The organism is Binatus soli (SeqCode) (assembly GCF_050015535.1).
Lineage (GTDB): Bacteria > Desulfobacterota > Binatia > Binatales > Binataceae > Binatus > Binatus soli.
Window position 1 is genome coordinate 134976 of the sequence record NZ_JBEKBF010000011.1, and the last position, 8080, is coordinate 143055.

Consider the following 8080-nt stretch of genomic DNA (forward strand, 5'->3'; position numbering starts at 1 on the left):
ACTAAGTAGTGATTTGCTGATGTACGTTGGCTTGCGATGCGATTGACCTGACTATTATTGCGGGGGTGGCATCGATGACCAGAATCAAGAGTCTGCTGGTGGCAACGACGGTTCTGCTGATGCTGGCGACACCCGCATTCGCACAGTACATACCATGGCCGACCCCCTTTCCTGCCGCGCCTGCATGGGGTGATTACGACGCCGGCCACGTTTGGCACGATGCCGCATGGTGGTGGGATTCGCAGCCCGATTGGGTCAAGCAACATCACCCTGAATGGTGGGGCGACTTCGACAATGATCACCTCTGGCGCCCGGCCGGATGGTGGTGGGATTCGCAGCCCGCGTGGGTACGGGCGCATCACCCTGAATGGTGGGGCGACTTTTACCAGGGCCAGTGGTACCCCGCCGCCTGGTGGTATCAATATCAGCCGCAATGGGCGCGCGAGCATCATCCTGAATGGTGGGGCGATGTTGACCACGGCGTTTGGTATCCGGCTGGATGGTGGTGGCAATTCCGCCGCGATTGGGTACTGGAGAATCACCCCGAGTGGTGGGGCAATGATTGGAATGGCGTCTGGTATCCCGCGCCGTGGTGGTGGCAATTCCAGCCCGACTGGGTGCTTGAGTATTATCCGGATTGGTGGGGCGACTATTACGAGGGCGTCTGGTACGCGGCGCCGTGGTGGTACCAGTATCACCCCGATTGGGTTCGGAGGCATCATCCGGATTGGTGGGGTGAGTTCGACGATCACCATTATTGGCGCCCGGCGGGATGGTGGTGGCAGTATCACCCCGACTGGGTGCGCCAGAATCATCCCGAGTGGTGGGGCGAATTCGACGGCCAGCACGTTTGGCGTCCCGCCGGATGGTGGTGGCAAAACACGCCCGACTGGGTGCGCCAGAATCATCCCAATTGGTGGGGCGCGTTCGACGACAGCAAAGTTTGGCGTCCCGCAAGTTGGTGGTGGGAAACCAAACCCGACTGGACGCGCGAGAATCATCCCAACTGGTGGGGTGACTTCGACGACAAACACGCCTGGCACACCGACACCTGGTGGCACGATCATGATGCCGCCTGGGCAAACCAGCATCATCCCGAATGGAAGGGCGACTTCGACGTAAAGCACGTCTGGCACGACCTCCACTGGTGGGCGGTGAAAAACCCCGCTTGGGCATTGCAGCATCATCCCGAGTGGACCGACGCAATGCGCGAGTCAGTAACGCGCCAACATGGCGAGCAACAGCAAGCCCTCCAGCGCCAGCATGATGTCCAGATGCAGGAGCTCGAGCGCAATCGCGTCCAGCAGCAGCAGGAGACCGACCGCAACCGCGGCCAGCAAATGCAGGACCTTCAGCGAATCCATGACGCGCAAGCGCAGGCTCTCGAGCGTCAGCATCTGCAGGATGTCCAGAAGCGCGAGAAGGCCGCTCCTGAACAAGCAAATGAAGCCGAGGACAATGGTCAGTGGCGACAAGTCGAGGATAGTCACACCCAGCAAGCAGCGGAACTCTTGCGCCGCCATCAGCAGGAAACACAGGCGCTCGTGCGCAAGCAGGCGGCCGATCAACAGGAGGCTCAACGCCGGAATTTTGCACAACAGCAGGAGCTACAGCGTCAGCACTCGCAGCAAATGCAGTCCTTTGAGCGGCAGCACACGCAGCAGATGCAGGCCTTCGCGCGTCCGCGCGCCGGCGGGGGCGGCGGGGGCGGCGGCCGACCTGGGCATCGCTAGAGCTGAAACGGGGATACGAGTTCGAAGTACTAATCACCGACGCACGAGCGCCCGACACCCTAAGAGTGTCGGGCGCCCGTCGCAATTATACTAGCGGCGCTCGAACTGCTTCGTACCGTACAGCATTGACCGCGCTCCGCGGCCGATCATTCATTGCGGAATCCAGATGGGAGCGGCGCTGAACAGATGGTCAACGATACCTATCTGGTACGCGAGGAACAGGCCAAAGCCGAAACTCAGTAGTCCCGAGCCGGTGACGAGGCCTTGATGGATCCAGAGCGCTCGCCGCGACACAACCATGAACGGCGTGGCGATTGCGGTGGTGATGAGCCCCATTCCGATTATCGTACCGACGCAGAAAATCACGAGGTAGAGCGTCGCCCATAGCGGTTGCGGAATCGCGCTCAGAACCAGCAACGCAATCGCGGCGCTGCCGGCGAGTCCATGGACGAGGCCGACTGCGAATGATCTCAGCAGCGGACGGCGCGCGGCGAACGGCGGCAATCTGTCAGCGGAGATGCGATGGTCGTGATGCATCGCATCGTCGGTATTTTCCTGAGAAACGACGTGAACGTGCGAATGCAAATGCATCGCGCCGCCGTGGGCGTGCGCGTGCGCATGGACGACCAAGCCTTCCTGCTCCGACAAACTCGCGCGCATCCGAGTCGCCGCTTTGCGCATCAAGCTTGCTGCCGCGCCGACGCCGAGCATAATCAGCACGACCGCGACCGCGAATTCCATCGCCAGTCCGAGCCGAACCGGAATCGCAATTTTGAAAACTATGATAGCGGCGCCCACCAGCAGCACGGTCAGCGTGTGGCCGAGTCCCCATACGACACCGATCCTGGCCGCAACGACCAGGCGGTGTTCGCGGCTCAGAATGGTCGTGACTGCGATCACGTGATCGGGATCGGTAGCGTGGCGCATTCCGAGTAGCAGTCCAAGCAGCGCGATTGCCAGCGGCGCGGCATTAGCAGGTATCATCTGGTTGGTTCCTTCAGCCGATCGATCCAACCGACAGTACACACATTATTCCGGGCGAAGTGCAACGACGCCCGCTGTCCGGATCGACGATTTCGCTCTGGTCAGTCCAGCGCGCAAAGGCGCACAATCTCGATCTCATCGCGGCGTAGCAGCGATCTTTGACGCGATCCGCGCCGTGCGAATCGGATTGTGGTGGAGGCGGGGGGAATTGAACCCCCGTCCGAAGGCCTTCCGGCGACGGCCACTACACGCTTAGTCTGCGAATTTTAGCTCGCGTCCGCAATGCCCACAGACGGGCTTTCCTGACGCCAGCCGGCTGAATTTTCGGGACGCCGCCCAGCCGGTGAACTGCGGTTCCCTAGCCCACTAAATGACGCCCCGACCCGCTGCCATGGGCGAGCAGCGGCGGGACGCTAGCGGCCCTTAGGCCGCCAGAGCGTAACCGTTATTGTCTGCGGGTAAATTTCGCAGTCTGCCTGTTTTACGGGTCGACAGCACCCGGCGTGCGACCATGGCCATATTGTCTTCGTCGAATCCAGTTCGCCCCCACGGATCGTGGGTTTTCGATACGAGGCCAGTCGAAACGGTTACATCATTAATCTAAGGCTCCATCGGCGCGTTCGCAACCATGCCTTCGACCCCCTTATCTGCATCGCCGCCTGCGGATAAACTCGCCCTGCGATGGCACGGGACACCCGCAATGGCAAACCATCCGGCGACGGATTCGATCTGGTCGCCGATAACCGCAAGGCGCGGCATGACTTCTTCATCGAGGAGACGCTCGAGGCCGGCCTCGCACTCACCGGCACGGAGGTCAAGTCGCTGCGGGCGCATCGCGCAAATCTGCGCGACAGTTACGCGCGCATCAAGAACGGCGAAGCGTTCCTCGAGAGCGTCCATATCGGCGCCTACGCTCCTGCGGGCCAATTCAGCCACAAGGAAACTCGCGCGCGAAAACTCCTGATGCATCGCCGCGAGATCGATCGCCTGTGGGGCCGCGTGCGCGAGAAGGGCTATTCGATCGTCCCGCTGAAACTTTATTTCAAAAACGGCCGCGCCAAAGTTGAACTGGGGCTCGCCAAGGGCAAGCACTCCTACGACAAACGCGAGGCGATCGCGCGCAAGACCTCCGAGCGCGAAATCGAGCGCGCCCTGAAAGGACGCAACCGCTAGTGCGCCTCCGGGCTCGTCGCGAGTTGGCTCAATTCCGCAACCAGGCTCTGGAAACTATCGACGCTCGCCGATAGTTCCGCCGAGGTAGCGCCGATGCTTCCCAGCACGCTCGCGGCGGTATCGTGAAATCGCGCCGGTATGATCGCGAATCGCTGCGACTCCGCGAACGCGCCTTTCTCATTGAGAAAAAATCTGCGATTCAGGGCGTAGAGGACCAGTGTCATGAACCCCGCCGCGCGAAACAGGCATCCCGCGACATACATCACGTCTGCGCGCTCGGCTGGCTTCGCAGCGATCGAAATTTCAAATTCCGCGTCAAACAGATGCTTGGCTACGGCAGCGGCCCGAAATTTTTCAGGATATTCGCGCACCAGGGACTTGAGTTCGGCGAGCGCGCGCGCCGGATCAAAAAGCGGACGGCATACATCAACTTCGCCCGCGTAAATCTGCATATGAAATCCGAGCGGATGACCAAGCTGATGGATGCTGCGGGGACGTCCCGCTATGCAGTCCTCGATCGCCTCGCGCACCGCGCCAATTTCACGGTAAATGAAATCGACGTGACGGCCCCGAATCTCGAGCCATCCGCCGCCGTTCACTCCCGGTCCCCATTCGCCAAACGAAGTCACCAATCCATCAAGATGACGATCGTCCAGTTCCTGCGCAGCCGCTCCCAGGGCCGCCGTCGAGAATGGCTTCCCGCCGTCATAATAAATTCCGAGATCGATATCCGATCGTTCGTCCGCGTTACCGCGCGCGCGTGATCCGCCAAGCACGATCGCTGCTACGCCGTCGATCTTCGCGACCCGGCCCGCCACCAGACTGAGTATTTCTTCCATTTCGGCCTGGCTAGCCACCCGCCGAGCTTAAGTCGCGAGCCCAAATGGAGCAACGACGAACGCCGACGCGGTCTCGACCTCAGTTCTAACTGCCGGCTGACGTATCGGCGCCGGCCTGCGCGTCGAGTGTGGTCGCGCCCGCCGCACCCAGCAAAGCCTGCAGTCTTGCGATGCGCCTGGCGAGGGGAGGATGCGTCGAAAACAGGTTGGCGAAGAATCCTTCGTCGTCTTCGCGGATGCCCTCGCGAGGATTGACGATGAACAGATGCGCGGTGCCGGCGGTGCCTTGTTTTAGCGGCGACTCGATTTTCGCGATGTGCTCCAGCGCGCGCAGCAGCGCCCGCGGGTTGCGCGTGAACTCAACCGACGACGCATCCGCAAGATATTCGCGCTGCCTCGACACCGCCATCGCAAGCAACTGCGAAAAGATCGGCGCCACCGCAGCCAGGACAATCACCGCAATCGAGATCAGCACCGCGGTCTGATTGTCGCGATCGGAATTGCTCCTGCCGCGCGCGCCGAATCCGCCGAAGAACATCCAGCGGTACACGAAATCCGAGAGCATCGCGATTCCACCGACCAGCACCGCGATCATCATCATCGTGCGGATGTCGTAGTCGGCGACGTGCGACATCTCGTGCCCGATCACTCCCTGCAACTCTTCCCGGTCCATTTGATCGACCAGTCCCTGGGTGACGCAAATCACCGAATGGGCCGGGTCGCGTCCCGTCGCGAACGCATTCGGCGACAAATCATCGATGAGATACGGCTTGGGCGCGGGCATCCGCGCCGCGGTCGCCATTTCGTCGATCACGTCGAGCACCATCTGATGCTTCGGCGTGTCGGGCGTGAGCGGGCGCGCGTGAACCGAGAGCAGTACCAGGGACGCGCCGCTGTAATATGACACGATCGATTGCACGCCGGCGAAAACCAGCGCGGCAATCGTCAGTACCGGGAAGCCGATCAGGTGCCCGTCGATGATCGCAATATTGCGCGCCGCAAAATCAAGGCCAAGCCCAAGCGCTCCGAACAGCAGCATGAACGCGACGACCAGCACCACGGTCTCGCGGCGATTGGCCGCTTCGAGACCCCTGAAGTTGCTTGATCCCATCGAGCATGCCCGCCCGCGACGCGTGTGCTCAGGCGCGCGGCGTGGTCATCGAAAGGTCAACCTTGGGAACGGCCTGCTCTTCCGGAGCGCCTTTGAAATATTCCGCGGCCTTGAAGCCGAAATTGCTGGCGATGAGATTCGTCGGGAAGATTTGGATGCGCGTGTTCAGAGCGAGCACGACGTCGTTGTACGCCTGTCGCGCGAACGCGATTTGGTTTTCCGTGGTCGTCAACTCTTCCTGCAGTTTGAGCACGTTCTCGTCGGCCTTTAACTGCGGATAGTTCTCCATCACTGCCAGCATTTTACCCAGCCCGGCCGTGATCTGGCTCTCCGCCGCCATGCGCGAGGCCTGGTCCGGCGCGCTGACAGCCTTGGCGCGCGCCTCGACGACCTGGGTGAGGGTGTCGCGCTCGAACTGCATATAGCCTTTGACGGCTTCGATGAGATTTGGAATTAGATCATGACGGCGTTTCAGTTGTACATCTATTTGCCGCCAGGAATTATCTACTTGGTTGCGCAGACTGACTAATCGATTGTATGCAAAGACTATCCACGCGACGATAGCCACTACAATGATCGGAAACACCATCTGCGATTCCTCCGTTGAGAGGCCGGCCCGAGGCGGCTTCGTCGTCGGCGCCCACGGACACCGGCGGTCACGGTACTGTCGACCGCCGGCGCCTGGCGCCCCCCGAACGTACCTGGCGCGGCTCGAAGCGTCCAATCCGCGGGCTAGTTATCGACCTCGACTTTGATCTTGAACGGTTTGCTCTCGGGCCGCTTTGGCGCCGTTACTTCGAGCACGCCGTCCTTGTAGGCCGCCTTGATTCCGTCGTGCCCGGCGTCGTCAGGCATCGTGAACGCGCGGCGCATCGTGCCGTAGGCCCGCTCGGACAGATGGACTTCGGCGTCCTTGGACCACTCGGGCCGTTTGCGTTCGGCCTCGACGACCAGATTTCCGTCCTCGACGCGAACATCGACCGATTCGCTCGCGATGCCGGCCATCTCGAAGTAGAAATGATAGCCGTCCGCATCTTCGACCACATCCGCCGCCGGCGCCGCGTTGCGCGCGGGTTCAAGCTCGTTCCACAGCACGTTCCAGCGGCGCAGAAGAGAATCGTTGGGGGTCAGGCAGCCATTGGTCATTAGCACTTCCATGTGAAAGCCTCCTGCCGGTAATTATGTCCGGCGAAATTTTTTATTTCGGGGCGCCCGGCGCGGCGAAAGCTATACGTCTTTCGCTCGAATCGCCTTGCGTCCCACGCTTCCAAGCTAAGTACGAACTCGCACCCGTCAAGCGATGATTAGCCGAAAGGTCGAAACTTCAGGGAATAGAGGCGCTATTGCGCAGGTTTGGCGGTCTTCGAGAGGTCGCAATCTCCCGCACGAATCGCCCGGCCCCTTCTGGCGCCGCTGGAAACGCCGTGTGAACAGAACCGGCCCGGAACCTTGCAGCGGGAGGCCGTCGGGTCTATAGGTTCGCGTGCGGTTCTGACAGTGCTCTTGGGGAGGAGATTTCTCGATGCGCTTCGACAAGTCGTTCACGCGGTCCATCGCGTGCTTAAGTTTCTCGCTGTTGTTTCTGATTGCCGCCTTTGCGCGCCCGGCGTTGGCGCAATCGGATGACGATGCGTCGCCGGACAGCAAGACTGCGGTAAGTGAACTTTCTGTCTCGCCCACGGCGCTGAGCTACAGCGTCAACCTCGGCAAAGCGGCCACCGAGAGCAAGCATTTCACCCTGACGAACACCGGTACGCTCGATTTGGACGCAACCGTCAACGCGCCTGCGGGAACCGACGCCGGCGATTACACTATCTCCGGTCCCGGCCTCACTGCTTCGGGCGGAACGATCCCGATCCCGGGCAAAGTAAACAGCAGCAAGGCCAACATCATCGAGGTCAACGTCGCCTTCACTCCGCCGGAAGCGGGCAAGAAGCTGGACGCGACAATTCTGGTCACTAATACCGGGACCAAGGGCAAGAGGTCGGACACAATCAAATTGGCGGGCTCGGCCAAGGGAACGCCGTCCACCCCGACGCCCGGTTTCTTCACCTGCCTCAGCGCCACGATGACCTCACCTCGTGCTCTCTTCACGGCGACCCTGCTCCCCGACGGTGTTCCCCGTCAGCACAAGTTGGACAGTTTGCAGCGATTGAGGAAGAGAGGGTTTTTGGCTCATCTTAACCCCAAAAGGAGCGGAGATGAGATCGAAAGCAGATACGCATTCGGAGGAAGCGGAA

Annotated in this window: 8 protein-coding genes and 1 other RNA gene; 3 read left to right on the forward strand and 6 right to left on the reverse strand. The window is 61.0% G+C overall.

Annotated elements, in window-relative coordinates:
* Positions 1–74 precede the first annotated feature (74 nt).
* Positions 75–1733 (forward strand): hypothetical protein, encoded by a 1659-nt coding sequence (locus tag ABR989_RS10380; protein ID WP_428128171.1) that lies wholly within the window; start codon positions 75–77, stop codon positions 1731–1733.
* 150 nt (positions 1734–1883) lie between these two features.
* Here ABR989_RS10380 and ABR989_RS10385 read toward each other — a convergent pair whose 3' ends face one another.
* Both ABR989_RS10385 and ssrA read right to left on the reverse strand, forming a co-directional pair.
* On the reverse strand, positions 1884–2717 hold the full coding sequence (locus ABR989_RS10385; RefSeq protein WP_428128173.1) for a high-affinity nickel-transport family protein: 834 nt from the start codon (positions 2715–2717) through the stop codon (positions 1884–1886).
* 190 nt (positions 2718–2907) lie between these two features.
* Positions 2908–3265: a transfer-messenger RNA gene (ssrA, locus tag ABR989_RS10390) on the reverse strand.
* Positions 3266–3398: 133 nt separating this feature from the next.
* Here ssrA and smpB point away from each other — a divergent pair.
* Positions 3399–3890 (forward strand): SsrA-binding protein SmpB, encoded by a 492-nt coding sequence (smpB, locus tag ABR989_RS10395; protein WP_428128175.1) that lies wholly within the window; start codon positions 3399–3401, stop codon positions 3888–3890.
* On the opposite strand, the gene ABR989_RS10400 is transcribed toward smpB, so the two are convergent.
* The 4 genes from ABR989_RS10400 to ABR989_RS10415 all read right to left on the reverse strand — a co-directional run bounded on the left by ABR989_RS10400 (position 3887) and on the right by ABR989_RS10415 (position 6998).
* The gene (locus ABR989_RS10400) at positions 3887–4729 is read right to left on the reverse strand and encodes a nucleotidyltransferase domain-containing protein (RefSeq protein WP_428128177.1); all 843 of its coding nucleotides are present in this window, start codon (positions 4727–4729) and stop codon (positions 3887–3889) included. The two genes, smpB and ABR989_RS10400, sit on opposite strands and share 4 nt — an antisense overlap.
* Positions 4730–4814: 85 nt before the next feature.
* The gene (locus ABR989_RS10405) at positions 4815–5840 is read right to left on the reverse strand and encodes a M48 family metallopeptidase (protein ID WP_428128179.1); all 1026 of its coding nucleotides are present in this window, start codon (positions 5838–5840) and stop codon (positions 4815–4817) included.
* A 28-nt stretch (positions 5841–5868) separates the two neighbouring features.
* Positions 5869–6429: a LemA family protein gene (locus ABR989_RS10410; RefSeq protein WP_428128181.1), complete on the reverse strand. Its 561-nt coding sequence runs from the start codon at positions 6427–6429 to the stop codon at positions 5869–5871.
* Positions 6430–6572: 143 nt separating this feature from the next.
* On the reverse strand, positions 6573–6998 hold the full coding sequence (locus ABR989_RS10415) for an Hsp20/alpha crystallin family protein (RefSeq protein WP_428128183.1): 426 nt from the start codon (positions 6996–6998) through the stop codon (positions 6573–6575).
* A 364-nt stretch (positions 6999–7362) separates the two neighbouring features.
* On the opposite strand from ABR989_RS10415, the gene ABR989_RS10420 reads away from it, so the two are divergent.
* Positions 7363–8080: hypothetical protein (locus ABR989_RS10420; RefSeq protein WP_428128185.1), on the forward strand; the 718-nt coding region annotated here is incomplete at its 3' end.

Coding starts and splice junctions, on each gene's coding strand:
- ABR989_RS10400 (WP_428128177.1), bottom strand. CDS start 4,729: ATGGAAGAAATACTCAGTCTGGTGGCGGGCCGGGTCGCGAAGATCGAC.
- ABR989_RS10380 (WP_428128171.1), top strand. CDS start 75: ATGACCAGAATCAAGAGTCTGCTGGTGGCAACGACGGTTCTGCTGATG.
- ABR989_RS10415 (WP_428128183.1), bottom strand. CDS start 6,998: ATGGAAGTGCTAATGACCAATGGCTGCCTGACCCCCAACGATTCTCTT.
- smpB (WP_428128175.1), top strand. CDS start 3,399: ATGGCACGGGACACCCGCAATGGCAAACCATCCGGCGACGGATTCGAT.
- ABR989_RS10405 (WP_428128179.1), bottom strand. CDS start 5,840: ATGGGATCAAGCAACTTCAGGGGTCTCGAAGCGGCCAATCGCCGCGAG.
- ABR989_RS10410 (WP_428128181.1), bottom strand. CDS start 6,429: ATGGTGTTTCCGATCATTGTAGTGGCTATCGTCGCGTGGATAGTCTTT.
- ABR989_RS10385 (WP_428128173.1), bottom strand. CDS start 2,717: ATGATACCTGCTAATGCCGCGCCGCTGGCAATCGCGCTGCTTGGACTG.